Consider the following 24,063-nt stretch of genomic DNA (forward strand, 5'->3'; position numbering starts at 1 on the left):
AGCCCCATGAGCACCCGGCCCGAGGACGATATCGAAGCGACCCGGGCCGCGCTCGCGCCCACGCTGGAAGCCACGGCAGCCATCCTGCCCTGGCTGGCGAAACCCCGCCCCCAGCGTTTCGAGGCCGCACTCAACACCCGCTGGATCGACGCAACGCAAGCATTGGCCGATGCCTGGCAGCAGCGCTATCGAGAAGGGCATGACGCTGTCCGGCGAAACATTTTCGCGCTCTATGGCGTGGCCCTCGAAACGGCCGATGCAGACTGCCTTGCACTTGGCGAGGCACTGGCCAGTGCGGCAGACCAACTGGAAGCCACCCCGGACGCACCGCGGCTGCTTGCCGCCATTTCTGCCACCTGCGACGGATTGCTCGAAAAGGAAGGGCTGGAACACGTCACCTTCGGCGAGCGCGCCCGCCATTTTGCACAACGGCTCCAACAGAGCTTTGCCGATCCGATCCCGGATGCACGCTCCGCCATCCTGGACCAGCTGTTCGTCAGTGAAAATCAGGAGCGAGTCCAGCGCATGCACGACGCACTCGATGCCCTCCCCATCGATCTCTACGCGCTGAAGGAGGATATCGACGAACTGGAACAGGCGGCCCTGCAGATCGAGCTCTGGGGCATCGTGCATCTGAGTCGCGACTTTCGTCGCTTGCTGGCCAAGACTTCAGTCCTGCCAGCGGATGATCCGGAACAGCATCAGCAGTTACGCGATGGCCTGCACCGGATCGAACAGGCCATCGCAACGGTCAACGCCTGATCAAGGCGTATTTTCACCGCCCGGCGTGGTCTTGAAGACAAAGGCGGCACGCTCCACATCGATCATCCAGACCAAGCCATCACCATAGTGGCCGGTTTGGGCGACCTCGGTAATCCGCTCGAAAATCGCCGGTGCCACCTCGTCCGGCGCCACGATTTCAATCCGCACCTTCGGCGTATATTCGGTCAGCTCATCCTTGATCCGGACCCGCCCTGTCACATGCCGGGTCGGCGCACTGCAGCCCTCGACCTTGGCCACGGTCATCCCTGGAAAACCGGGCAGACTGATCAGGGCATCGCGCAAGGCTGCCAGCTTGTTCGGGCGGATCACCGCCTTGATTTCTTTCATGCTTCGATCCTTTCTTCATCGAACCAGCGGTAGATCGTGGGCAAAACGACCAAAGTCAGCAGGGTGGAGGTAATCAGCCCCCCGATGACCACAATGGCCAGCGGGCGCTGCACCTCGGAACCCGGCCCCGTCGAAAACAGGAAGGGGATCAGGCCCAGCATGGCGACCGTCGCGGTCATCATGACCGGGCGGAAACGCAGCTTTGCCCCTTCCAGCACGGCCTCACGTACGGATCGCCCTTCTTCGCGCAGCCCCCGGATATAGGAGACGAGCACCACCCCATTCAGCACCGCAATCCCCCACAAGGCGATGAAGCCTACCGAGGCCGGCACGGACAGATACTCACCGGTCAGGAACAGACCGACGATGCCGCCAATCGAGGCGAAGGGCAGCACGGTGATGATCAGCGTGGCGAAGCGCAAGGAATTGAAGAGCAGGAAGAGCAGGAAGAAAATCGCCGCGATGGTGATCGGGATGATCACGCTCAAATGGCCCAGCGCCCGCTCCATGTTCTGGAACTGGCCACCCCACTCCAGGTAATAGCCTTCCGGCAATTTGACCTGCTGCCCGACCTTCTGCTGCAGTTCGGCCACGAAGCCGCCGAGATCGCGGTCCTTGACGTTCACCCCGACCACGATACGGCGCTTGCCCAGTTCGCGGGAGATCTGGGCCGGACCGTCCTGAACGCGGATCTGCGCCACATCGGCCAGGCGAGCCTGGGCGCCGCTCGGTGCAGTGATCAGGATGTTGGAAATCGCCTCGACGTTGTCGCGGAAGCGCTCCGGCAAACGCACCACACCGGGGAAGCGACGCTCCCCTTCGAAGATCTCGGTAGCCTGCTTGCCGCCCACGGCCGTTTCGATCAGGTCATTCACGTCGCTGACGTTCAAACCGAGGCGCGCAATGGCCTGGCGATCGATTTCGATGGTCAGATACTGTTGACCGCTGACCCGCTCGATCCGCAGATCCTGCGCACCTTGCAGCGACTGGGCGACCTTGCCGATCTGGCCGGCGACGCGGCGCAGTTGCTCCAGATCGTCACCAAAGACCTTGACCGCGATATCGGAACGCACACCGGTCACCATTTCCGCCACACGGGCAGCAATCGGTTGCGACATGACGATTTCGACCCCCGGCAGGACCTTCAGCTTGTCACGCAAGGCCCGTGCGATGTCTTCCTCGCCCCAGCCATCCGGCCATTTTTCACGCGGCAGCAGGCTGACGATGGGCGACGATTCATTCACGCCCTGCGGATCCGCCGGCGATTCGCCACGCCCCACCGCCGAGACCACCGATTTCACCCCCGGCACCTCGCGCATCAGGCGTGTGGCCTCCATTTCCATCTTGACCGACTCTTCCAGCGAGATGTTCGGCACGCGGGTAATGGCCGGCACAATCGAGCCTTCCTTCATTTCGGGGATAAAGGCTGTGCCCAGGAAGGGCAGGATCCCGATCGAGAGCGCAAAGACGCCGACGGACACCGCCACCGTCACCTTTTCGTTGGCCAGCGCCTTATCCAGCAGTTTTTCGTACGGACGCTTGAGGGCCTTGATCAGGCGGGTATCGTGGTCACCGTCATGCTCCGGAGCCTTCAGCATGTAGGACGACATGACCGGCGTCAGCGTAAGGGACAAGACCAGGGAAATCGCCAGCGCGATGGCAATGGTGTAGGCCAGCGGCGCGAACATCTTGCCTTCCATGCCTTCCAGCGTCATCAGCGGCAGGAAGACGAGGATGATGATGCCGACCCCGAAAATGACCGGCGTCGCCACCTCCACCACCGCGCGCAGGATCACCCGCGTGTGGCTTTCACCGGTTTTCCCGGCGCGTCCCAACTGGGCAAAGGCGTTTTCCACCACGACCACCGAACCGTCGACCATCAGGCCGATGGCGATGGCCAGCCCCCCCAGCGACATCAGGTTCGCCGAAATGCCCAGCTTGTTCATGGCCATGAAGGTGAGCAAAGGGGTCAGCAGCAAGGTCGCGACCACGATCAGTGAAGAACGCACATCGCCCAGGAAGAGGAAGAGCACGACCACCACGAGAACCACGCCTTCCAGCAGGACCTTGGTGACGGTCCACAACGCTGCATCGACCAATTCGGAACGGTCATAGAAAGGCACGACCTTCAGACCATCCGGCAAGATGCCTTGCGCGTTGATGGTATCGATACGCTCCTTGATGCGCCCGACGATTTCCTTGGCATTGCCACCGGCGATCATCATGACGATCCCGCCGACGGCTTCGGTGCTGCCATTCTTGATCAAGGCACCCTGACGCACTTCGTGACCAATCTGCACCTCAGCCACATCGCGCAGATAAACCGGCACGCCTTCCCGCTCCTGGAGCACGATGGCCCGGATGTCGTCCACATCGCGCACCAGGCCGACACCCCGGATCAGGTATTGCTCGGCATACTGCGGCAGCACACCGCCCCCGGCATTGGCGTTGTTTTTAGCCAGCGCCAGATAAACCTGCTCGATGGAAATCTTGTAGTGGCGCAGGCGCTCCGGATTGACCAGCACCTGATACTGCTTGGCAAAGCCCCCCAAGGAATTGATTTCCGCCACACCCGGAATCGAACGCAGCATCGGTCGCACCACCCAGTCCTGTGCCGTACGGCGCTGCATCAATTCATCCTGGGTCAGCGTTCGCCCGCCATCATCCGGACGTTCCAGGGTGTACTGGAAGACCTCACCCAGACCGGTGGACACCGGCCCCAGGACAGGCGTAATGCCCAGCGGCAAGCGGGAACCCACTTCCAGCAGACGCTCCATGACCAGTTGACGGGCAAAATAGGTATCCGTCTTGTCGGTAAAGACCAGCGTGATCAGGGACAGGCCCGGCTTGTTCAGGGAGCGCATTTCGACCAGGCCCGGCAGGCCGGTCATTGCCACCTCCAGCGGGACGGTGGCAAAACGCTCCACCTCCTCCGGAGAACGGCCCGGTGCCTCGGTCGCAATCTGGACCTGAATATTGGTGACATCGGGGAAAGCGTCGACAGAGAGCTTTTGCGCCGCATTCATGCCGAACAACAGCATGACGGCCGCAATCACCGCGACGACGAGGCGCTGCTTCAGTGCAGCACGAATCAGGGACTCGATCACGCGCCCTCCATTTCCTTGCGGTTACGTTCGTTGTTCAGGTGGAAAGCGCCATCGATCACGATCTGCTCGTCACCGTTCAGACCGGACAGCACGGCGCGCCGCCCACCCTGCTCCGGCGCCAGCTTGAGCTTTTGCAGGCGGAACTGTTGCGGGCCCGTGGCCACGAAGACGTGATCCTCACCGTTTTCCCGAACCACTGCACTGGCTGGAATGACCAGTCTTTCCTGCGGTTTGGCTTCGATCAGCATGGAGGCCAGCATGGCCGGCTTGAGTCGGCCGTCCCGGTTATCGAGCTCAGTCCGGACCAACACCGTCCGGGTTTCCGGATCGATCGTCTGCCCCACAAAAATCAATTTACCCACCAGGCGCTCATTGCCCAGCGCCGGCACTTCGATACTCACCGACTGACCGGTCTTGACCAGACCGACCTGCTGCTCCGGCACCTGGGCGACGGCCCACAGCCGTGAGAGGTCTGCCACCACAAACAGCGTATCCGCCGGCTGCACCACCTGACCTTGCGACAGACGGCGTTCGACAACCACACCATTCATGGTCGCCATGACGGTCGTCACGGAATCGATTGCTCCTTGCTTGCCGAGCTTCTCGATGGCGGCCGGCGACACACCCAGCAAACGCAGCTGATCGGCAGCAGCACGGGTTTCGGCCTGAGAAATCTGGTATTCGCTTTCCCGGCGCTGGTTTTCAGCCGCACTGATCACGTCGGCCTGGAACAGCGCCTTGGCCCGCTCCGCATTCCGCTTGTTCAGTTCAAGCTCGGCCCGCGCCTTGAGATAGGCCAATTGCTGTGTCGATAGCTCGCTGCTATTCAGGCGGGCGAGCACGGTGCCTTTGCGCACCTCTTGCCCGAGCCAGGCATCGATATCCGTCACCCGGCCCGTGATGGTTGCGCCAATGCGGGCCAGACGGTGCTCGTCAAAATCGATCCGCCCGGCAACGCGCAGGGTTTCTGCGATCGGCTCACGCTTCACGCCTGCCAGCTTGAGCTGGGACATCAGTTCCGGCGCGGGGCTGATCACCCCCGGCTCGGCGGCCGGCGCCGCGCTGGACTGCGGCGCGTCTTTATCACAGGCGCTCAGGAGGGCGGCGGTCAACAGGGCCAAACACGTCTTTTTCATTCCTTGGTTTCTCCGGATGCAGCACGCAGGCGTTCAATTTCCACCCACGCAGCCGCCAGTTCGTAACGGGCGGCAATTAATTCAGCCCGTGCAGCGCGATACACACGCTGCGCATCAAGCACTTCGATAAAGCCGCGTTCGCCAAAACGGTAGGCCGACTCGGCAACACGCAGGGCCGCTTCGGCGCTGCGCACAATGCCGTTCTCCAATGAACTCACCTGCGCCGTGGCGATCTCGTACTGCTGGTAGGCCATGTCCAATGCCTGCTGCTTGGAAAAGGTTTGGGCAGCCAGTTCGTTGCGGGCTCGCGACAGCTGGGCGCTGGCTTCGCCAATCGGACCACGGCGGCGATCCCAGAGCGGAATGGTGACAGCCACGCCGACTTTGGAAGTACGCAGATCCGGGTCCTCATCGACCCCGGCCTTCAAGGCGACCTTGGGCAAGCGCTGGGCACGCTCATAGGCCAGGCGACGTTCCGCCATCTCGGTTTCTGCCCGACCGCGGGCCAGATCCGGGCTCTGCGCCGCCACTTCGGCCTGCAGCACATCCAGGGCCGGCACTTCCGGCACATCACGCAAGCGCCCTTCCAGTTTGAAATCCTGCGGCAAGGCATCGCCGACAATCTGGCGAAGGTGTGCCCGTGCCTGTTCGACCCGGAAGCTCGCAGCCTGGGACTGTTTCAAGGCGTTCAGCGCCTCGGCTTCCGCTTTGATCAGTTCGAAGCGGGGCGCATCACCCGTTTCGACACGGAGTTGAATACGTGAGCGCACACTCTCCATCAGCGCAGCGTCTTCACGTGCATTGCGCAACTCCGCTTCCCGACGGAGGACTTCATAGAAGCCCAGACGCAGACGGGTCCTGTAATCGGCTTCAAAGACACGCGCACCGGCGGTGGCCAGCTTGTAGTTCGCTTCGGCCAGATCGATGCGCGGCTGGCGCGTCCAGGGCATGTCCAGCGGCTGGGTCACCCCGTAGGTCCGCACATCGCCGGGATTGGCCCCCGGCGCCCGCGCCCTGGCATTCCCTTTCATGTACTCCAGTTCCGGGTTCGGGAACGCCGATGCCGTATCGACGGCAAAGCGGGCCGCATCCACATGGTCCCGAGCCGCCTGGAGCACCCGGCTGTTTTGTGCAGCCAGACGCTCCAGACCGGCCAGATCAAAGCTGGCCGGCGCGGCCTGGACCACTGCACAGCAGCACCCCAGGGCCAGGACGGTGAAGGTTTTGAACAGGCTCATACCAATCCTTTTACGTACACCACCGGGACGCTCAGCGCTGACCCAAGGCTGCAATACGCGCTTCCAGCGGCGGGTGCGAGGCAAACAGGGCCATCACGCTGCTGCCGCCGGCAATGCCCGAGGCAGCCATGTTCTGCGGCAAGGGTTCGGTATGCAGGTTGCCCAGACGGCGCAAGGCATTTTGCATCGGCACCGCCGATCCCATCAGATGGGCCGCCCCCGCATCGGCACGGAACTCGCGCTGACGGGAGAACCAGGCCACGACCATGCTGGCCAGCACACCGAAGACGATTTCACAGATGAAGCTGGTCACCATGTAGCCGATCCCCGGGCCGCTGCTTTCCTCTTCGTTGCGGCGCAGGAAACTATCGACCAGATAGCCGACCACCCGGGAAATGAAGATCACGAAGGTATTGACCACGCCCTGGATCAGGGTCAGCGTCACCATGTCGCCATTGGCGATGTGCGCCACTTCATGCGCCAGCACGGCTTCCGCCTCTTCCCGGGTCATGCTTTGCAGCAGGCCCGTCGAGACGGCTACCAGGGAGCTGTTTTTGCTCGCGCCGGTGGCGAAGGCATTCGGCTCACCCTCGTAAATCGCCACTTCCGGCATCGGCAGGCCGGCACGCTGAGACAAGCGGGCCACCGTATCGACCAGCCAGACTTCCGTCGAGGTGCTCGGCGAGGTAATGACCTGGGCACCCGTCGACCATTTGGCCATCGACTTCGACATGAGCAAGGAGATGAAGGCCCCGCCAAAGCCCATCAAGGCGGCAAAGGCGAGCAACATCCCGAAATTGAGGCCGTTGGCGGTGAGAAACCGATTCACACCCAGCAAACTGGCCGTGATGCTCAACACCAGCATGACTGCCAGGTTGGTCAGCAGAAAAAGAATGACGCGTTTCATGTTGATCTCCATGAACAAACTTTGAGGTTTGCATCGTAGTGCATTGCACAAACCGGTAAAACCGGATCAAAATTGAACAACACTTCGTTTTTTACGAAAAATTAAATGAGCCAACTCAACTATAAGCACCTGCATTACTTCTGGGTGGTCGCTCAGGAAGGCAGCATCACCAAAGCCGCCAGCCGGCTTGATGTCGCCGTCCAGACGATCAGCGGCCAGTTGTCGCTACTTGAACGACAGCTGGGTAAAACGCTCTTCAAACCGCAGGGACGCGGCCTGGTACTGAGTGATACCGGGCGCCTCGTTCTCGGTTATGCCGACCAGATTTTCCAACTTGGCGATGCGCTCGTCCAGGCGGTGCACCAGAGCGACGCCGAAAGCACCCTGCGTCTGCGTGCAGGCATTTCCGACGGCATCCCCAAACTGCTCGCCTACCAGTTGCTGACCCAGGTCACGCAGATGCCGCAGGACATCCGCCTGGTCTGCGACGAAGGGGAGTTCGAAACCCTGCTGGCCGATCTCGCCCTGCACAAGCTGGATGTCGTTCTGACCGACCGCGCTGCACCGGTAGGCGGCAACCTCAAACTCTTTTCCACCCACCTGGGCGACTTTGCCACCGGCCTGTTCGGACAAGCTGATCTGATCGCCCGTTACCAGACCGATTTTCCCCATTCGCTGCACGGTGCCCCGTTGCTGCTTCCCACCCGTCACAATGCCCTGCGCGGGCGTATCGACCGCTGGCTGGAAGCCAACCATCTGCATCCGCGCATCGTCGGCGAATTTGAAGACAGCGCCCTGCTCACCACTTTTGGCCGTGGCGGCCTCGGTTTGTTCCCGGCCCCCCTGGCCCTGGCCGAGCAAGTCGCGACGCAGCTGCATGCCCAGCCTCTGGGAGAGATGGCGGGTGTCAGCGAACAGATCTACGCCATTTCGAATGAACGCCGTATCCGCCACCCCGCAGTCGAGGTACTTTGCCAAGGCGGCGCCCAAAGCGCCCCGCCGGCAGAGGTATAATTTCGGCCCCCAACGCAACCAGAATATCTACATGTCGCTGTTCCGCTCCCTTGCCTTCGCTGTCGCCACACTGGCCGGCAGCACCCTGGTTTCCGCCCAGCAGGCGCCCGTGCCGCCCTCACTGGCCGCCAAGTCCTGGCTGCTTCTGGAAGTGGGCTCCGGTCAGGTGTTGACCGCCGAAAAGCCGGATGACCGCCTGGAACCGGCCTCGCTGACCAAGCTGATGACGGCCTACCTGACCTTCCAGGCCATTCACAAGAAGACCCTCTCCCTCGAAACGCCGCTCCCGGTGTCGGCGCGCGCCTGGAAAACCGGCGGTTCCAAGATGTTCATCAAGGTCGATACCGTCGTCCCGGTGGAAGACCTGATCAAGGGCATGATCGTGCAGTCTGGCAACGATGCCTGCGTCACGCTGGCCGAAGGCATCGCCGGCAGCGAAGAAAACTTCGCACAGATGATGAACCGCGAAGCCCAGCGTCTGGGCATGAAATCGTCCAGCTTCCGCAATTCGACCGGCCTGCCGGACCCGAACCATTACACCACCGCACGCGACCTTTCCATCCTCGCCAACGCGCTGATCCGCGACTTCCCGGAGGAGTACAAGAAGTACTACTCGATGAAGGAATTCCGCTACAACAACATCACCCAGCCCAACCGCAACCGCCTGCTCTTCATCGATCCGACGGTCGACGGCGTGAAAACCGGTCATACCGACGCGGCAGGCTACTGCCTGATCTCCTCGGCCCTGCGCGACAAGCGCCGCCTGCTCTCCGTCGTGCTCGGCACGGCCTCGGACAGCGCCCGCGCCAGCGAATCGCAGAAGCTGCTCAACTGGGGCTTCATCAGCTACGACGCCGTGCTGATTCAGGCTGCGGAGCAGCCGCTGGCCCAGCTCAAGGTCTGGAAGGGTGAAAAGAGCGAGATCAAGGCCGGTTTCAAAGCCGACCTGTCGATCGCCGTGCCGAAGGGCTATGCTGACAAAGTGACGCACGACTTTGTTGCCGAGCCGCGTTTGATTGCGCCGGTCGAGGCTGGCCAGAAGCTGGGCACGCTCAAGGTTGCCATCGACGGCAAGCCCTACGGCGACTACCCGGTGGTGGCCCTTGAAAATGTCGGCCTCGGCAATATCTTCATCCGTCTCTTCGACACCATCCGCCTCTGGTTCAACTAAACCGCGAGACCGCTCATGACCGCCTACGTCGCCGAACCTGTCTACCTGAACGGCCAGTTCAAACCGCTGGCTGAAGCGGGCGTTTCGCCGCTCGACCGCGGGTTCCTGTACGGCGACGGCGTCTATGAAGTGATCCCGGTGTATTCCCGGCGCCCCTTCCGCATCGATGAGCATCTGACCCGCCTGCAGGCCACCCTGGACGGCATCCGCCTCGCCAATCCGCTGACGGTCGACGCCTGGAAATCGGTCATTTTCAAATTGATCGCGGATGCCCCCTGGGAAGACCAGTCGGTGTACCTGCAGGTCACCCGCGGCGCCGACGACAAACGGGACCACGCCTTCCCGCCGGCCAGCGTGGCACCGACCGTGTTCGCCTTTGCTTCTCCGCTGGTCACCCCGTCGGCCGAGCAGCGCACGCGCGGCGTGTCGGCCATCACGGTGGCAGACGAGCGCTGGGCACGCTGCGACCTCAAGGTGCTTTCCCTGCTCGCCAACGTGCTGGCCCGCCAAGCCGCTGTCGATCAGGGCTGCACCGAGGCCCTGCTCATCCGTGACGGCTACCTGAAAGAAGGCGCTGCCTCGAACATCTTCATCGTCAAGGACGGCGTCCTTCTGGCACCGCCCAAGACCCGGCTGATGCTGCCCGGCATCACCTACGACGTCATCCTCGAACTGGCCGCCACCCACGGCCAGGCGGTCGACGTGCGCGAACTCACCGAAATGGAACTTCGCCACGCCGACGAGGTCTGGATGACCTCCTCCACCAAGGAAATCCTGCCCATCACCACGCTGGACGGCCAGCCGGTCGGCAATGGCCAGCCCGGCCCTGTCGCCGCCCGCATGTGGCAGTGGTATCAGGATTTCAAGAATCACATCATGCGCCAAGGCTGAATCATGGCTGACCAGCAAGACACCCTGCTCGAATTCCCCTGCGACTTTCCGCTCAAGATCATGGGCAAGGCCGACGACAATCTGGCCCAGGCCGTGCTCACCATCGTGACCAGGCACGCCCCGGGTTTCGACGGCGCATCGATGGAAATGCGCGCCAGTTCGGGCGGCAACTACGTCAGCCTGACCTGCACGGTGGTCGCCACCTCGAAGCCGCAACTCGATGCGCTGTACATGGAGCTCACCGCGCACCCGCTCGTCAAGGTCGTACTCTGACGTGAATCTGCTCGTCAAACGCCTGGGGCAGGTCGACTACGCGCCGACCTTCGAAGCCATGCAGGCGTTCACCGCCAACCGCACCGCCGACACCCCGGACGAGCTCTGGATCGTCGAACACCCCCCGGTCTACACGCTGGGCCAGGCTGGCAAACCGGAGCACATCCTGCGCGATGTCGGCATTCCGCTGGTCAAGATCGACCGTGGCGGCCAGGTCACCTACCACGGCCCCGGCCAGGTCGTGATCTACCTGCTGCTGGATCTGCATCGCCTGAAGATCAAGGTGCGCGAACTGGTCACGGCCATTGAACAGGCCGTCATCGATTTTCTCGCCGAGCAGGGCGTGACGGCCGAGCGGCGCGACGGCGCCCCCGGCGTTTATGTCGGCCCGGCCAAGATCGCCGCGCTCGGCCTGCGCATCCGCAACGGCTGCTCCTACCACGGCGTTTCGCTCAACGTCGATATGGATCTTTCCCCCTTTGCCGCGATCAACCCCTGCGGCTATGCTGGCTTGCAAGTCATCCAGACCAAAGACCTGAATATTCCGCTCACCGCTCACGAGGCCGGCGAGCATCTGTCCCACCACCTGCTACGGCAACTGGAACCGAAACATGGCTGAGAAAGGCGTCAAACAAAAAGGCGAGCTGAAAACCGCGCGCATCCCGATCAAGATCGTTCCGGTGAACGAGCCGCTGCGCAAACCGGAATGGATCCGCGTCAAGGCCGGCAACAGCGCCGGCCGTTTTGGCGAGATCAAGGCCATGCTGCGCGAGAAGAAGCTGCACACGGTCTGCGAGGAAGCCGCCTGTCCGAACATCGGCGAATGCTTCGGGCGCGGCACGGCGACCTTCATGATCCTGGGCGATATCTGCACCCGCCGCTGCCCGTTCTGCGACGTCGGCCACGGCCAGCCCTTGCCGCCCAACCCGAACGAGCCGGCCGAACTGGCCCACTCCGTGGCCACCCTCAAGCTGAATTATGTGGTGATCACCAGCGTCGACCGTGACGACCTGCGCGACGGCGGTGCCCAGCACTTCGTGGACGTCATCCGTGCCGTGCGCGACGCCTCGCCCAAAACCACCATCGAAACGCTGATCCCGGACTTCCGTGGCCGTCTGGATGTGGCCCTCGAGGTACTGGGCCAATGCCTGCCGGACGTGCTCAACCACAACATGGAAACCGTGCAGCGCCTCTACAAGCAGGCCCGCCCGGGCGCCGACTACGCGCACTCCCTGAAGCTGATGAAGGACTTCAAGGCCCGCTACCCGCAGGTCAAGACCAAGTCCGGCCTGATGGTCGGCCTGGGCGAAACCGATGAGGAAATCCTGGAGGTCATGCGCGACCTGCGTGCCCACGATGTCGAAATGCTGACCATCGGCCAGTATCTGGCCCCGTCTGGCCATCACCTGCCGGTCTCCCGCTACGTGCATCCGGACACGTTCAAGATGTTCGAAGAAGAAGCGCTGAAAATGGGCTTTTCCGGCGCAGCCTGCGCCCCGATGGTCCGCTCCAGCTACTGGGCCGACCAACAGGCGCATTCGGCAGGAATCACGGGCTGATCCACGCCCCCTCCCAGCAAAAGGGCAGCCAATTGGCTGCCCTTTTTCATGACCTCCGGGATCTCACTTTTTGCTTCCTGGCGGCGGGGCCGGCGGCGTTCCCGGTGGCGGCGGGGGAATCCCAGCATCCTGGGCACGGATCGGGGCCGAATAATTCATGTTGCCCGGCACCGGCACCCGGTGCCCCTTGGCATACATGCACTGGATAAAGGCATTGTCGTACTGGCGCTGGGAGCCATACCCGGACTGCTGTGCCGCATCGGTCCCGACAGCCGCACCGCCAGCCATCCCGACGCCGGCACCGACTGCGGCCCCCTGGCCGCCCCCGATCGCAGCCCCCGCGACGGCACCCACTGCCGTTCCAACTGCCGCACTATTCACGGCAGACTCCCGCGCACGGTCTGTCGCCGTCTTGCCGCCCACTTGCTGGAAGGCATAGCCACGACAATCGGCATCATCCAGCCGGAAACGTTCGAAACTTTGCCCACTCCCGGGCAAGACCATGACGCTGGGCCCATTGGGCATCACCGTACAGGCCCCCAGCGCGAGGGCGACGGTCAACACGCTCAAACGGGGGAAATTCAGTAGACGGGACATCATCGTTGCTCCGGCTGCGGCAGCACCCGCTGCCAGGGTTCAGGACAATCCTTAACATGCGGGTAATAAGCCCGGCTCGGGCCGCAGTAATACCAGAACTGTTCAGGCGGCGCTTCACGTTGCTCGATGTAGACCGGCGGTGGTGGCGGCGGAGCCTGGGGTACGACCACAACCTGCGGAGGGTAATACCAGGGCGAAGGGTACCAACCGGGCCCCCAGAACATGGAAGGCGGGCCGACATAGACGGGCGGCGGGCCCATATACACCCCGACATAGGTCCGCGAACGTGCCAATGCCGCATCGCTGGCCAGCGCAGCCAGCAGCGCGATACAGAGGGAAAAGCAGAGTTTCAGCTTCATGAAAAACGCCTGGTCAGACGAAGAATCCGATTTGAAGATATCGGATTTTCGCCTGACCAGGCGTACGGATTTGCAACCGTTTGTAAGCTGGCTTAGAGCAGACCCATCTTCTTGGCCGATTCACGCAGTTCGGCACGGAAGTTCGGATGCGCGATGGCAATCAGTTCCTGGCAACGCTGCTTGGCGGTCTTGCCACGCAACTGGGCCACACCATACTCGGTCACGACATAGTTGATGTCATTCTTGCTGGTCGAGACATGGGTCCCCGGCGTCAGGGTCGGCACGATCCGGGAGATGGTGTCGTCCTTGGCGGTGGAAGGCAGCACGATGAAAGCCTTGCCGCCCCGCGAGCGGTTGGCGGCACGCACGAAGTCGGCCTGGCCACCGGTACCGGAGTAGGGCTTGAAACCGAGGCTTTCCGAGCCGCACTGGCCCATGAAATCGATCTGCATCGTCGCGTTGATACAGTGCAGGTTATCGTTCTGACCGGCAATGTACGGATCGTTGGTGAATTCGACCGGATGCATTTCCAGCGCCGGGTTACGGTGCATGAAGCGATACAGCTTGTTCGAACCCAGCGCGAAAGTGGCCACCATCTTGCCCGGCAGGAAGTTCTTCTTGCGGTTGTTGACCACACCGGCTTCGACCAGGGTCATGATGCCATCGCCCACCATCTCGGTATGAACACCGAGATCGTGCTTGTTGGTCAGCTGCATCACCACGGCGTCCGGAATGCCGCCGTAGCCGATCTGCAGCGTGGCGCCGTTCGGGATCATTTCGGCGACGTAGCCCCCAATGGCTTCCTGAACAGGGCCGATCTTCGGCAGGCCGACTTCCAGCAGCGGATCGTTGCTTTCGGTCAGGGCGGCCACTTCGGAAATGTGCAGATGGCAGTTCCCGTTGGCAAACGGCACATTCGGGTTCACTTCCAGGACGATGGCACGCGCCTTCTTGAGGGCCGCCATGGTGTAGTCAGCGGCCAGGGAGAGCGAGAAATAGCCGTACTCATCCATCGGCGAAGCCATCGAAAAGACGACTTCAGACGGCGACAGGCCGCGCTCGATCAGCATCGGCAGTTCGGAGAAGTAGGCCGGCACGTAGTCGATCCAGCCTTCCTGCCCGCCCGGACGGGTTGCGCCGCCGAAGAAATAGGCGACGTGGCGGATGTTTTCCTGGGTTTCCGGATCGATATAGCCGTACTTGCGCAGCGGCAGGATCTGGGAAATCTTGACGTCGCGGTACTTGCGGCGAACGTCGGAGAGTGCAGTGAGCAGCGCAGGCGGTTCGCCCACGCCAGTCGGGACGACGATGGTGTCACCATCCTTGACGACATGGATGGCATCGCTGGCCGACATGAGTTTTTGTTGATAAAGCGCCTGCACGGACATGGGCTATTCTCCTCTTGCGTTTATTAAGTTTGTGTACTGACCTTGGTCAGACCAAAATAGTGACACAAATTCAAACGCAATGCTTGCTGCATTGCAGCACAATCGAAGAAGTTCCCGGCCTGGCGGGCCTTTTCAAGCCCGCCGGCCAGTCCCGTGGCAATCAGCCCTCGACGACGGGTTTGCTGCGATTGCTGCCCGCCACCATACGGATTTCAAACAGGCGGCATTCCAGCGGGCCATTGAACAGCGGTGTCTTGCGGCTGGGCTTCAGGCCAACCAGTTTTGGCAAGCGCAGATCGGCCGTGAAGAAGAAACATTGCCAGCCCGCCCAGCGGCGTTTCAGGACACTGCCCAGTTCGGGATAGAAAGCGGCCAGCTCTTCCTGCTCGCCAATGCGCTCACCGTAGGGCGGATTGGTCAGCATGATGCCAGTACTTGCCGGTGCATCGAGATCGAGCAGATCGCTGCGGTCGACCTGGACCACATTGCCAAAACCCGCCTGCTGCAGATTGCGGCGGCTGGCACGCACTGCATGCTCGTCACGGTCGTAGCCGTAGATCGGCATGGCCTCGGCCGGCTTGACGCGGGCTTCAGCCGCGCTGCGGATGTCGGCCCAGGCCAGCGCCCGAAAAGACTTCAGGCGCTCGAAGGCGAAGGTACGATCCAGGCCCGGTGCGCGATCCAGCGCCACCTGCACGGCTTCGAGGAGGAAGGTCCCGCTGCCGCACATCGGATCGACCAGTGCCTGCCCCGGCTGCCAGCCACTCAGCTTGAGGATGCCAGCCGCCAGGTTTTCCTTCAACGGCGCTTCCACGCTGGCCTTGCGGAAGCCGCGCTGCCAGAGCGGTTGACCGGAGGTATCGAGGTATAGCGTGCACTCGTTTTCGGTCAGGAAGACATGCACGCTGACATCCGGATTGCGCGTATCGATGTTCGGGCGTTCGCCCAGATCGTCGCGGAAGCGGTCGCAGACGGCATCCTTGACGCGCAAGGTGACGTAGTCCAGCGACTTCAGCGGGCACTTGATGGCAGTGGTCACCACGCGCATCGTGCAGCTGACGGCGAAGTGGTTCGGCCAGAGCTGGCGCACGGCCAGGCGGTAGATATCCTCTTCCTTGGCGTAGGGGCCTTTGACGATGTGCCAGAGGATGCGCGTCGCGATCCGCGACTCGAGGTTGGCCCGATAGCAGGTTTCCCACTCGCCTTCGAAAAAGACGCCGCCCGCAACCGGACGCACATCGCTCCCGCCCACGCCGCGCAGTTCGTCGGCCAGCAGTTCTTCCAGCCCGCGCGGGCAAATTGCAAAGTAGGTATTCATCTTAGAAAGGCTTCAGGACAACCAGAAAGAGGACAACGAGCAGCACCAGCACCGGCAGCTCGTTGTAGAAACGGAACCAGACATGGGAACGGGCATTCCGCCCGGCCCGGAAATCATCGAGGATACGGCCGCAGTGCCAGTGATAGCCGATCAGCACGGCCACCAGCGTCGTCTTGGCATGCAGCCAGCCGCCGGCGAAACCATAGCCGAACCACAGCCAGAGCCCGAGCAGCACGGCGAAGGCGCCCAGCGGCGTCATGAACTTGTAGAGCTTGCCGGCCATCAGAAGCAGGCGGTCGCGCTCAGCCACGCTGTCGGCCGGCACCATGGCCAGATTGACGAAAATGCGCGGCAGATAGAAAAGCCCGGCAAACCAGGAAATGACCATCCACAAATGCAGCGTCTTTACGACGAGCATGCTGTTCTCCTTGCAAGTGCGTCGGCAATGCCGGCCTCCACGGTCGGGTAAGCCAGACGCAGTTTTAGTTCATGTTTGAGGCGCGCGTTCCCGATGCGTCGTGATTCGCGCATGAAGGACATCTGGATCGGCGACAAGACGGCCGCCGCCTCCGCCCGCGACAAACGCGGCGCACGGGGCAGGCCAAAGGCATCGGCCACGCGGTCGAAATACGCCCCCATACGCAGATCGGAATCATCGACGACATTGTACGCCCGCCCGGCCCGCCCTCGCCGGAGCGCCACGACACAGGCCGCAGCCAGATCGTCGGCATGGATGTGGTTGGTGAACACATCCTCACGGTCGACGAGTGCAGGCGTGCCCTTTTCAAGCCGCTCGAGGGGCAGACGATCAGCGGCATAAATGCCCGGCGCACGCAGGATACTGATGCACACGCCCGCGCGTGCGCCCCAATCGCGCAACACCTGCTCGGCATCGACCCGACGGGCAGCACGGCTGCTCTCCGGATTCAAAGGCCGGGTCTCATCGATCCAGGCACCGGCGCAATCGCCGTAAACCCCTGTCGTGCTTACGTAAATCAGGCGGCGTGGTAGACTTTTGGACTTGCTCAGCGCAGCCAGCAGGTGCCGGGTACGACGGTCTGTCGCGCCACTGCCCGGCGGCGGCGCGAGGTGCAGCACGCTATCGGCCAGGCCGGCCAGACGCTGGAGACTGACCGGATCATCCAGATCGGCCCGCACCGGCCGCGCGCCCTGTGCCCGCCACCAGGCAGCCTGCTGCACATCGCGCAGCACGGCATACACCACGGCGCGCCGGGCAAGTTTGGGAAGGATGCGGCGGGCGACGTCCCCGCTGCCAACAATCAGGATTTTTTGCACGCCGGCATTGTAGCCGAGCATCAAGGGGAACCGATGAGCCATCAAGTCACCGTTCAACCAAGTGGCCGCCAGTTTGCGGTCGAGTCCGATGAAACCCTGCTCGACGCCGCGCTGCGCCAGGGCCTGACCATGCCTTATGGCTGCAAGGATGGCGCCTGCGGTGCCTGCAAGGGCAAAGTACTCTGCGGCGAAGTCGATCACGGCAAGGCCCAGCCGCATGCCCTGAGCGATACCGAAAAAGCCGCCGGCCTCACCCTCTTCTGCTGCGCCACCGCCCAAACCGATGTCAGCATCGAGTGCAAGCAGATTCGCTCGGCCAGCGACATCCCGGTCAAGACGCTGCCGTCGCGGATCGAAAAATTCGAACGTCTGGCGCCGGATGTCATGGAAATCCACCTGCGCCTGCCCGCCAGCGAGCGCCTGCAGTTCCTCGCCGGCCAGTACATCGACATCCTGCTCAAGGATGGCAAGAAACGCAGTTTCTCCCTGGCCAATGCGCCGCACGACGATGCGGTGCTGCAACTGCATGTGCGGCACGTGCCGGGCGGCGTGTTTACCGATCAGGTTTTCTCGACCATGAAGCAGAAGGACATTCTCCGCTTCAACGGACCGCACGGCGGCTTTTTCCTGCGCGAAGAGTCGGACAAGCCGATCATCCTGCTCGCCGGCGGCACCGGCTTTGCGCCGATCAAGGCCATTGTCGAACATGCCCTGGCCGAAGGCTGCACGCGTCCGATGACGATTTACTGGGGCGCCCGCGCCAAGCAGGATCTCTATCAGCACGCCCTGCCGGAAAGCTGGGCGGCGGCACATGCCCATGTGGGCTATGTGCCGGTGCTCTCCGAGCCGCAGGCAACGGATGCCTGGACCGGCCGGACCGGCCTCGTGCATCAGGCGGTGCTGGACGACCATGCCGACCTCTCGGGTTTCGAGGTCTATGCCTGCGGGTCGCCGGCCATGATCGATGCTGCGCGAGCCGACTTCCTGGCCCGCGGTTTGCCGGAAGACGCCTTCTTCGCGGACGCGTTCACGTTCTCCACCAACTGACGCAAGCCTGCGTCAGCAAAAAGGGCGGTTTCCGGCGGTCGACCGTCGAAAACCGCCCTTTTTTCATCGCTGCCAGGCGCAGCCGCGCAAGGTCTGGCCGTCAATCTCCAACTCGGCACGCCAGCCGAAGACGGCAGCGGCCATCGTGTCGCGGCAGACCCCTCGTGTAAAGCGCACGTTCAGCGCCCCATCCGCACCGGCATGACGGTAGTCAACCTGCCCCTCGGCGCGGCCCGGCAGCGGCACGGGCAGGATCCGATCGGCCTTGCCCTGGCGCTTGACGACCAGTTGCTCGCGTCCGACGGCCAGCAACCAGGCCGGCTCATTCCCGGCCGCGCGCCAGTCTTCCTCCATGCCCCCCGGCTGCTGGCAGCGCCCGCCCGCCACCGCCTGGTTCAAGGCGGAGGCCTTCAGGCTATTTCCCTCTGCCACCGCCAGCAATTCGACATAAATGGGTTTCCCCGCAGCCAGCCCGACCCCATCCAGCGCCTTGATCACGGCAGCGTCGGGCGACACATCCTCAAGAAACAGGTAACTACGGTCCCGACAGGGCGAGAACAGGCGCTTGTCACCCTGTTGGATCATCTGACCATAGGCCAGCTTCGGCTTATCCGGTGGCGCCGCCACCGCCTCCGGCAAAGCTTCTCCGCTGTCGGGCGGGGTCTCGGCGTGTACGCCAAGCGTCAGAAAAAGGGCCGCCAGGGCCGGCATCAATCGCTTCATCATCAGCATCCGCAGACAATAAAAAAACCGATTGTCCCCCGAGCCGGGAACAATCGGTTTGATCCAGCCGAAAAAGACTTATTCGCCGAGGTAAGCTGCGCGCACCTTGGGATCGTCCAGTAGTTCGGCCGAATTGCCATTCAGGGTGATTTCGCCGCTCTCCATGACGTAGGCACGCTGGCTGGATTCAAGTGCCAGCTTGGCATTCTGTTCGACGAGCAGGATGGTCATGCCTTCGGCGGCCACCGCACGGATCACCTCGAAGATTTTCTGCACCATGATCGGCGCCAGACCCATCGACGGTTCGTCAAGCAGGAGCATCTTCGGACGGCTCATCAGCGCACGACCCAGGGCCAGCATCTGCTGTTCACCGCCCGAGAGGGTGCCGGCCAGCTGGAAGGAGCGCTCCTTGAGACGCGGGAAATAGGCGTACATACGCTCCATGTCGGCCTGAATTTCCGCCTTGTCGTCACGGATGAAAGCGCCCATCGCCAGATTCTCGGCCACGGTCAGGCGCGGGAACACGCCCCGCCCTTCCGGCACCAAGGCGATGCCCTGGCGGATCAGCTCGTGCGAAGGAATGCGGCCGATCTTCTCGCCACAGAAATGAACGTCGCCCCCGGCCATGTTGATGATGCGGGAGATGGCCTTCAGGGTGCTGGTCTTGCCGGCCCCGTTGGCCCCGATCAGCGCGACGGTTTCGCCCTGATTGACGTGGAAGGTGATGCTGCGCACCGCCTGAATGCCGCCATAGGCGACGTGGAGTCCAGTTACTTCAAGCACCTAGGTAAGCCTCAATGACGCGTTGATCTTTCTGCACGATGGCCGGCACATCCTCGATGACGAGGGCGCCGTAATCCAGCACGGCGACGCGGTCGCACAGCCCCATGACCAGCTTGACGTCATGCTCGATGAGCAGGATCGTCGTGCCGTCGGCCCGGATGCCTTCGATCAGTTCGCGCAGATCTTCGGTTTCGGTGGCATTCATGCCGGCGGCCGGCTCGTCGAGACAGAGCAGCTTCGGCTCGGTGGCCAACGCACGGGCGATCTCCAGACGGCGCTGGTCGCCGTAGGAAAGATTCTTGGCCAGATCGTCCGCACGGTCCTCGATGCGCACATAACGCAGCAGGTCCATGGCGCGGGCACGAATGGCGGCCTCTTCATCGCGCGTCGCCTTGTTCTGGAACATGGCACCGAGCACGCCGGCGCGAGTCCGCACATGGCGACCGACCATCACGTTTTCCAGCGCCGTCATGTTGGCAAACAGACGGATGTTCTGGAAGGTACGGGCGATCCCGAGTTCGGCTGCTTTTTGCGGGGCATCGGCCTTGAGCGGCGTGCCGTCAAAGACGAAACCGCCGCCGTCCGGCACGTAAAGCCCGGTCATGCAGTTGAAGAAGGTGGTCTTGCCGGCCCCGTTCGGGCCGATCAGACCGTAGACTTCGCCACGACGGATGGTCAGCGACACATCGCGCAGCGCCTTGACGCCGCCAAAGTGCTTGGCAACGGCGTTTGCTTCGAGCAGGACGTCAGCCATCATGCCCCTCCCTGCTTTTCAGACATTTCACGTTGGCGCTCCGGCGCCGGCCACAGGCCGTTCGGCTTGAAGCGCATGACCAGCACCAGTGCCAGGCCGAAGACCAGCATGCGCAGGCTTTCCGGATCGACCAGCTGCTTGCCGAACAGGGCATTCTGGATCGGCCCCACACCGTAGCGCAGCGCTTCCGGCAGGATGGAGAGGAGCACCGCCCCCAGAATGACGCCCGGGATATGACCCATGCCGCCCAGCACCACCATGGCCAGGATCATGATCGATTCCAGCAGCGAGAAGGATTCGGGAGAAACAAAGCCCTGCATCGCGGCAAACACGCCCCCTGCCACGCCACCGAACGAGGCGCCCATGGCAAAGGCCAGCAGTTTCACGTTGCGGGTATTGATGCCCACCGCCTTGGCGGCGATCTCATCCTCACGGATGGCCTGCCAGGCACGCCCGATGCGGGAATCCTGCAAACGCTGGTTGATGATGATGACCAGAATGCACAAGGCGACCAGCAGGAAGTAATACTTCTGGGGCCCGGTCAGGTCATAACCGAAAATCTGCGTCTTGCCGGCAAAACTGAAATCGCCCATCTTCACCGGGTCGATCAGGGTGATGCCCTGCGGCCCGTTGGTGATGTTGATCGGCGCATTCAGGTTGTTCATGAAGATCCGCACGATCTCACCGAAACCCAGCGTGACGATGGCGAGGTAGTCGCCACGCAGCTTGAGGGTCGGCGAACCGAGCAAGACCCCGGCGATACACGCCAGCGCGGCACCGATCGGCAGGATCACCCAGAACGGCAGGTGCAGCCCGAAATGCGGGCTCGCCAGCAAGGCCCAGGTGTACGCGCCGACGGCATAGAAGGCGATGTACCCCAAGTCAAGCAGACCGGCAAAGCCGACCACAATGTTCAGACCCAATGCCAGGAAGACGTAGAGGATGGCGAAATTGACAATGCGCACCCAGGCCTGCCCCCCCATCGCCGCCACGAAAGGCAGGGCGATGAGCGCGATGGCAATGAGGGCGATGCCGGCGGTCGACCGCGGAGAAAGCCAGTTTTTCATGCGCGATCTCCCGTCTTTTCACCAAACAGGCCCGACGGCTTGAACATCAGGACGACGATCAGCACGACGAAGGCAAAGATGTCCTGATAGTGGCTGCCCAGGAAGCCGCCCGTCAGATCGCCGATATAACCGGCGCCCAGGGCTTCGATGATGCCGAGCAGAATACCGCCCAGCATGGCACCGACCAGATTGCCGATACCGCCCAGCACGGCCGCCGTGAAGGCTTTCAGGCCGAGCATGAAGCCCATCTGGTAATGCGCGATTTCGTAATAGGTTCCGACCATGATGCCGGCCAGGGCGCCCAGCGCCGAGCCGATCACAAAGGCAGCCGAGATGACACGGTTGCTATTGACGCCCATCAGGTTGGCCACGGCCGGATTCTGCGCCGTCGCACGCATCGCCATACCCAGCTTGGTGCGATAGATCAGGAACAACAGCGCGCCCATGGTCAGCGCAGAGACCACGACGATGATGACCTGGATCAGCGTGAAATTGGCCCCGGCGAATTCGAGATCGACCTTCGGCAAGATCGGCGGGAAGGTCAGATAGTTACGGCCCCAGGCGATCATCGCCACGTTCTGCAGGATGATCGACATGCCGATGGCCGTGATCAGCGGCGTCAGACGCGGCGCATTGCGCAGCGGACGATACGCGACCCGTTCCAGGCCCCAGCCGAGCAGCATGCAGCCGGCCACGGCCGCGCCCATGCCGGCCAGACCGGCAAACAGCGCAGGCACGCCGGCCTGCACCAGGGAACCGATGACGGTGATGGCGATCAGGGTGCCGATCATGACCACTTCGCCGTGCGCAAAGTTGATCAGGCCCATGATGCCGTACACCATCGTGTAGCCCAAGGCGACGAGGGCGTAAATGCTCCCCTGCACCAGGCCGTTGATGATTTGTTGAAGAAAAATATCCATGTTTCCAATCCCGATCAACGCGAACGGCACCTTGCGGTGCCGTTCATGCTGATCGTCAGCGGGGATTACTTGGCTTCAGCGGCTTTCGGCGCTTCAGCGGTCGTACCACCCAGGGTTTCAACGTACTCGAGCTTGCCGCCCTTGTACTGATAAACAGAAATTGCCCCGCCCTTCAGGTCGCCGACTTCGTCGAACTGAATCTGAGCGGTCACGCCGTCGTAGTTGGTCTTGCCGACTTCCGGCAGGTACTTCGCCGGCTCGGCAGAGTTGGCACGCTTCATCGCGTCAGCCATCACCATCACCGCGTCATAGACGTACGGTGCATAGAGCTGGATTTCGGCGTTGAACTTCTTCGTGAACTTGTCCTTGAACTCCGGCCCCTTGGCGAGCTTTTCGAGCGGCACACCCGGCAGGGAGCAGTAGTGACCTTCGGTCGCTTCGCCACCCAGCTTCATGAACTCCGGCGTACAGACACCGTCGCCACCGAGGAACTTGGCCTTGATGCCCAGTTCCTTCATCTGCTTGGCCATCGGGCCGCCCTGGGCGTCCATGCCACCGTAGAAGACGAGGTCGGCCTTGGTCGACTTGATCTTGGTCAGGATGGCCTTGAAGTCGGTGGCCTTGTCGTTGGTGTACTCGTTGGCCACCACTTTCAGGCCGGCGGCTTCGGCAGCCTTGCGGAACTCATCCGCCAGACCCTGGCCATAAGCGGTGCGGTCATCGACCACGGCCACGCTCTTGACGCCCTGCTTGGCGGCGAACTCACCGAGCACCTTGCCCTGCTGGACATCATTGGCCATCACGCGGAAAGCCGTCTTGAAGCCCTGCTGGGTGTACTTGGGGTTGGTGGCGGAACCGGAAATTTGCGGGATGCCGGCGTCGGCATACAGCTTGGAAGCCGGAATGGTCGTCCCGGAATTCAGGTGACCGATCACGCCATTCACTTTGGCATCGACCAGTTTCTGGGCGACGATCGAACCCTGCTTCGGATCGGCCTGGTCATCTTCACCGAGCAACTCGAACTTGACCTTGGCACCGGCGATTTCGACGCCCTTGGCGTTGAGTTCCTCGATGGCCAGACGGGCACCATTTTCGTTGTCCTTGCCCAGGTGAGCCTGCGGGCCGGTCATCGGGGCCACATGGCCGATCTTCACCACGAGTTCCTGCGGCGCAGCAGGCACGGCCGGCGTTGCCACCGGCTTTTGTTCTTCCTTCTGACCACAGGCGGCCAGCGCAAATGCAGTGGCGATCGAGAGAGCAACTACGGACAGCTTGGCTTGCATCAGTACGTCTCCTCTATGTAGGTGATTCAATTAATTGGGGAAATAAAAGATGGCGCGATTCTCCCGAGGGGGGGAAAGCCTGTCAATCCATATAGTCAATTTCCCAGTCCGGGTTTACCCGC

The 24,063-nt window shown here is 62.3% G+C and carries 25 protein-coding genes; 8 read left to right on the forward strand and 17 right to left on the reverse strand.

The features are described 5' to 3' along the window. The first annotated feature begins 6 nt into the window (after positions 1-6). A complete protein-coding gene (locus AACO21_RS10145) occupies positions 7-762 on the forward strand; it encodes a hypothetical protein (protein ID WP_346192402.1) in 756 nt (251 codons plus the stop codon). Here AACO21_RS10145 and AACO21_RS10150 read toward each other — a convergent pair whose 3' ends face one another. The 5 genes from AACO21_RS10150 to htpX are packed head-to-tail and all read right to left on the reverse strand — an operon-like array spanning position 763 to position 7,498. Then, positions 763-1,110, reverse strand: coding sequence for a P-II family nitrogen regulator (locus tag AACO21_RS10150; RefSeq protein WP_346192403.1), 348 nt, complete (start codon positions 1,108-1,110; stop codon positions 763-765). Further along, a complete protein-coding gene (locus AACO21_RS10155; RefSeq protein WP_346192404.1) occupies positions 1,107-4,217 on the reverse strand; it encodes a CusA/CzcA family heavy metal efflux RND transporter in 3,111 nt (1,036 codons plus the stop codon). Before AACO21_RS10155 ends, AACO21_RS10150 begins: the two co-directional genes overlap by 4 nt. Beyond that, a complete protein-coding gene (locus tag AACO21_RS10160; protein WP_346192405.1) occupies positions 4,214-5,353 on the reverse strand; it encodes an efflux RND transporter periplasmic adaptor subunit in 1,140 nt (379 codons plus the stop codon). Before AACO21_RS10160 ends, AACO21_RS10155 begins: the two co-directional genes overlap by 4 nt. Next, positions 5,350-6,591 carry a TolC family protein gene (locus AACO21_RS10165; protein WP_346192406.1) on the reverse strand — a complete coding sequence of 414 codons (1,242 nt, stop codon included), beginning with the start codon at positions 6,589-6,591 and terminating at the stop codon, positions 5,350-5,352. Before AACO21_RS10165 ends, AACO21_RS10160 begins: the two co-directional genes overlap by 4 nt. A 31-nt stretch (positions 6,592-6,622) precedes the next feature. Then, a complete protein-coding gene (htpX, locus tag AACO21_RS10170; protein WP_346192407.1) occupies positions 6,623-7,498 on the reverse strand; it encodes a protease HtpX in 876 nt (291 codons plus the stop codon). 105 nt (positions 7,499-7,603) lie between these two features. Between htpX and nhaR the strand changes: the two genes are divergently transcribed. The 6 genes from nhaR to lipA are packed head-to-tail and all read left to right on the forward strand — an operon-like array spanning position 7,604 to position 12,406. After that, positions 7,604-8,512 (forward strand): transcriptional activator NhaR, encoded by a 909-nt coding sequence (gene nhaR, locus AACO21_RS10175; protein WP_346192408.1) that lies wholly within the window; start codon positions 7,604-7,606, stop codon positions 8,510-8,512. A gap of 31 nt (positions 8,513-8,543) precedes the next feature. Further along, positions 8,544-9,683, forward strand: a complete 1,140-nt coding sequence (locus AACO21_RS10180) for a D-alanyl-D-alanine carboxypeptidase family protein (RefSeq protein WP_346192409.1) — start codon at positions 8,544-8,546, stop codon at positions 9,681-9,683. A 15-nt stretch (positions 9,684-9,698) separates the two neighbouring features. Further along, the gene (locus AACO21_RS10185) at positions 9,699-10,574 is read left to right on the forward strand and encodes a D-amino acid aminotransferase (protein WP_346192410.1); all 876 of its coding nucleotides are present in this window, start codon (positions 9,699-9,701) and stop codon (positions 10,572-10,574) included. Positions 10,575-10,577: 3 nt separating this feature from the next. Then, on the forward strand, positions 10,578-10,847 hold the full coding sequence (locus AACO21_RS10190) for a DUF493 domain-containing protein (protein WP_346192411.1): 270 nt from the start codon (positions 10,578-10,580) through the stop codon (positions 10,845-10,847). Next, on the forward strand, positions 10,795-11,466 hold the full coding sequence (lipB, locus tag AACO21_RS10195) for a lipoyl(octanoyl) transferase LipB (RefSeq protein ID WP_346192412.1): 672 nt from the start codon (positions 10,795-10,797) through the stop codon (positions 11,464-11,466). Before AACO21_RS10190 ends, lipB begins: the two co-directional genes overlap by 53 nt. Then, positions 11,459-12,406: a lipoyl synthase gene (gene lipA / locus AACO21_RS10200; protein ID WP_346192413.1), complete on the forward strand. Its 948-nt coding sequence runs from the start codon at positions 11,459-11,461 to the stop codon at positions 12,404-12,406. Before lipB ends, lipA begins: the two co-directional genes overlap by 8 nt. Before the next feature lie 63 nt (positions 12,407-12,469). Here lipA and AACO21_RS10205 read toward each other — a convergent pair whose 3' ends face one another. From AACO21_RS10205 to AACO21_RS10230, 6 genes are all read right to left on the reverse strand, one after another. After that, complete coding sequence (locus tag AACO21_RS10205) at positions 12,470-13,006, reverse strand: YMGG-like glycine zipper-containing protein (RefSeq protein WP_346192414.1); 537 nt, start codon at positions 13,004-13,006, stop codon at positions 12,470-12,472. Next, complete coding sequence (locus AACO21_RS10210; RefSeq protein ID WP_346192415.1) at positions 13,003-13,362, reverse strand: hypothetical protein; 360 nt, start codon at positions 13,360-13,362, stop codon at positions 13,003-13,005. The genes AACO21_RS10205 and AACO21_RS10210 overlap by 4 nt, the downstream gene beginning before the upstream one ends. A gap of 92 nt (positions 13,363-13,454) precedes the next feature. Beyond that, positions 13,455-14,750: an acetyl-CoA hydrolase/transferase C-terminal domain-containing protein gene (locus AACO21_RS10215; protein ID WP_346192416.1), complete on the reverse strand. Its 1,296-nt coding sequence runs from the start codon at positions 14,748-14,750 to the stop codon at positions 13,455-13,457. 160 nt (positions 14,751-14,910) lie between these two features. Next, positions 14,911-16,068 (reverse strand): THUMP domain-containing protein, encoded by a 1,158-nt coding sequence (locus AACO21_RS10220; RefSeq protein WP_346192417.1) that lies wholly within the window; start codon positions 16,066-16,068, stop codon positions 14,911-14,913. 1 nt (position 16,069) lies between these two features. Further along, complete coding sequence (locus AACO21_RS10225; protein ID WP_346192418.1) at positions 16,070-16,486, reverse strand: CopD family protein; 417 nt, start codon at positions 16,484-16,486, stop codon at positions 16,070-16,072. Beyond that, positions 16,474-17,364: an SDR family oxidoreductase gene (locus tag AACO21_RS10230; protein WP_346192461.1), complete on the reverse strand. Its 891-nt coding sequence runs from the start codon at positions 17,362-17,364 to the stop codon at positions 16,474-16,476. Before AACO21_RS10230 ends, AACO21_RS10225 begins: the two co-directional genes overlap by 13 nt. A gap of 33 nt (positions 17,365-17,397) precedes the next feature. Here AACO21_RS10230 and AACO21_RS10235 point away from each other — a divergent pair, with 33 nt between their 5' ends. Further along, positions 17,398-18,411 (forward strand): CDP-6-deoxy-delta-3,4-glucoseen reductase, encoded by a 1,014-nt coding sequence (locus AACO21_RS10235; protein WP_346192419.1) that lies wholly within the window; start codon positions 17,398-17,400, stop codon positions 18,409-18,411. A gap of 63 nt (positions 18,412-18,474) precedes the next feature. Here the strand turns inward: AACO21_RS10235 and AACO21_RS10240 are convergent, their stop codons facing one another. The 6 genes from AACO21_RS10240 to AACO21_RS10265 form a co-directional block, all read right to left on the reverse strand. Beyond that, on the reverse strand, positions 18,475-19,137 hold the full coding sequence (locus AACO21_RS10240) for a hypothetical protein (protein WP_346192420.1): 663 nt from the start codon (positions 19,135-19,137) through the stop codon (positions 18,475-18,477). A 75-nt stretch (positions 19,138-19,212) separates the two neighbouring features. Beyond that, the gene (locus tag AACO21_RS10245; RefSeq protein ID WP_346192421.1) at positions 19,213-19,917 is read right to left on the reverse strand and encodes an ABC transporter ATP-binding protein; all 705 of its coding nucleotides are present in this window, start codon (positions 19,915-19,917) and stop codon (positions 19,213-19,215) included. Next, a complete protein-coding gene (locus tag AACO21_RS10250) occupies positions 19,910-20,671 on the reverse strand; it encodes an ABC transporter ATP-binding protein (RefSeq protein WP_346192462.1) in 762 nt (253 codons plus the stop codon). The genes AACO21_RS10245 and AACO21_RS10250 overlap by 8 nt, the downstream gene beginning before the upstream one ends. Beyond that, the gene (locus AACO21_RS10255) at positions 20,671-21,738 is read right to left on the reverse strand and encodes an ABC transporter ATP-binding protein (protein WP_346192422.1); all 1,068 of its coding nucleotides are present in this window, start codon (positions 21,736-21,738) and stop codon (positions 20,671-20,673) included. The genes AACO21_RS10250 and AACO21_RS10255 overlap by 1 nt, the downstream gene beginning before the upstream one ends. Further along, positions 21,735-22,658, reverse strand: a complete 924-nt coding sequence (locus AACO21_RS10260) for a branched-chain amino acid ABC transporter permease (protein ID WP_346192423.1) — start codon at positions 22,656-22,658, stop codon at positions 21,735-21,737. The genes AACO21_RS10255 and AACO21_RS10260 overlap by 4 nt, the downstream gene beginning before the upstream one ends. 65 nt (positions 22,659-22,723) lie before the next feature. Continuing rightward, a complete protein-coding gene (locus tag AACO21_RS10265; protein WP_346192424.1) occupies positions 22,724-23,941 on the reverse strand; it encodes a branched-chain amino acid ABC transporter substrate-binding protein in 1,218 nt (405 codons plus the stop codon). Positions 23,942-24,063: the final 122 nt, after the last annotated feature.

Source organism: Dechloromonas sp. ZS-1 (genome assembly GCF_039649255.1).
Taxonomy (GTDB): Bacteria; Pseudomonadota; Gammaproteobacteria; order Burkholderiales; family Rhodocyclaceae; genus Azonexus.